2 protein-coding genes are annotated in these 2,041 nt (G+C 64.3%); both read left to right on the top strand.

What is annotated here, in order from left to right; all coding sequences use genetic code 11:
- Window positions 1-81 precede the first annotated feature (81 nt).
- The gene (locus A2I95_RS33685) at window positions 82-978 is read left to right on the top strand and encodes a cation diffusion facilitator family transporter (protein ID WP_291736820.1); all 897 of its coding nucleotides are present in this window, start codon (window positions 82-84) and stop codon (window positions 976-978) included.
- A 63-nt stretch (window positions 979-1,041) separates the two neighbouring features.
- Window positions 1,042-2,041: dGTP triphosphohydrolase (gene dgt / locus A2I95_RS33680; protein WP_291736818.1), on the top strand; the 1,000-nt coding region annotated here is incomplete at its 3' end.

Raw genomic sequence — 2,041 nt, 5'->3', positions numbered from 1 at the left:
CACTTGTGGTTTTGCTGATCGCCGGGCTGAACCTGCTGCGCCGCGGCCTGCTGATGTGAACAGGGGCCGGAGGACAGGATCATGCATCAACGGCTGAGTGCCGAGCAGATGGCAACAGGTTCGATCCTGGTCGCGCTGGCAGTCATGGGGCTGAAGGCGGCGGCCTGGATGATGACCGGGTCGGTCGCGCTGCTTTCGGATGCGCTGGAGTCGCTGGTGAATATCGGGGGTGCTGTGATGGCGTGGTTTGCCGTGCGCTACGCCCAGCGGCCGCCTGATGCGGGCCACCCTTATGGTCATCATAAGGCTGAGTATTTCTCTGCTGTGGCTGAAGGCATTATGATTGTTATCGCCGCTTTGGTTATCATTCATGAAGCCGTGAATGCTCTGGGCCGCCCGGCCGCAGCCGACTGGAGCACCGCGGGTTTGGTGGTCAATGCGCTGGCTATGGGCGCGAACCTGGCTTGGGCGCGGATGTTGTTGCGGGGCGGAAGGCAGCTGCATTCACCGGCGCTGTCTGCCGGGGGCCGCCACTTGATGAGCGACGTCTGGACGTCGGCTGGGGTGTTGCTGGGCCTGGTGCTGGCACTGGCCAGCGGCTGGGCAGTGCTCGACCCGCTGCTGGCGCTGCTGGTTGCGGTCAACATCTTGCGCGAAGGCTGGCAGGTGATTTCCGGATCAGTGAATGGGCTGATGGACACCGCCGCCCCTGAAGGGGAGCGTGCGGAGATTGAGGAAATCATCCACAGTTCGGCCGCCGGAGCGTTGCAGGTGCATGGCCTCAAGACCCGCCGCGCAGGCCGGGCGCTGTTTGTGGAATGCCACATGGTTGTCGAAGGCGGCATGACTGTTCAGGAAGCGCACGATATCTGCGACCGCGTGGAAGCCGCATTGCGCAAGTGGTTTCCAGACGCGCAGCCGGTGATTCACGTGGAGCCGGAGCACAAGCTGGAGCCTGCCGGGATCAAGCCGCGCTGAAGCGATTGCATTTCCGCCCGGCCTCCCGTTTAACCGCGTTCAAACAGGCAAAGGAGCAGGCAAATGGCGATGGAGTGGAACAGGCTGCTGAACCCGGGGCGGCTGTGCCGGCCGGACTACCCCGAAGCACCGGGACGCGAGGCCTATTTGCAGGACTATGACCGTATCCTGTTCTCCGAACCCTTTCGCCGTTTGGCCCAGAAGACCCAGGTGCATCCGCTTTACAGCCACGACCATGTGCATCACCGGATGATTCACAGCATGGAGACCTGCAGCGTCGGGCGTTCTTTGGGTTCCGGCGTCGGTCAGGCGCTGCTGGCAGCAGATCGCATCACTCCGGATCAGGTTCTGCGCATAGCCGGCCACGTGCAGGCCGCCTGCCTGCTGCATGACATCGGCAACCCGCCCTTCGGCCATTCCGGCGAGGACAGCATCGGCGGCTGGTTCGCCGTGCAGTTCCGCGCGAAACAGGGGCTGGCAGCCCAGGTGCCTGCGGACCGGCAGGCCGAATTCGCGCATTTCGAGGGCAACGCCCAGGGCTTGCGCATCGCCGGGCGGCTGGAAATGGCCCGGCGCGAGGGCGGCATGCGGCTCAGCTATGCAACGCTGGGTGCCTTTTTGAAGTACCCCTGCACCCGCCAGGTGCGGGACGCGGCCTGCGGCGACGGCGCGGCGCCCTATGCGGGCCTCAAGAAATTCGGTGTTTTTGCCTCTGACACTGCACTGCTTGACGAAATCTGCACGGCCACCGGCATGATCCGCGAAGACACAGGCTGGTACCGCCGCCATCCGCTCGCCTTCCTGGTCGAGGCCGCGGATGACATCTGCTACCGGATCATGGATATTGAGGACGCAGGCGCGGTCGGCGACCTGGATCGCGCCGACGTGGCCGCGGTGCTCGAGGATATCACAGGCAAGCGCAACCGTGAGGAAGACGCGGCCATGCCGCTGAATGACCGGGTCGCCTTGCTGCGCGCCTTGTCAATCGGCGCAGCCACCAGCGCGGCAGTGCAGGCGTTCTTGGACAATTATGACGCCATCATGAGCGGCGAGTTCGACGGCG

This window comes from Leisingera sp. F5, from assembly GCF_001593695.1.
The sequence above is the reverse complement of the archived record's forward strand: the minus strand, read 5'-3'. Positions and strand labels throughout refer to the sequence as shown.

Excerpts from the sequence above, each read along its gene's own strand:
- A2I95_RS33685 (WP_291736820.1), top strand. The coding sequence starts at position 82 with ATGCATCAACGGCTGAGTGCCGAGCAGATGGCAACAGGTTCGATCCTG.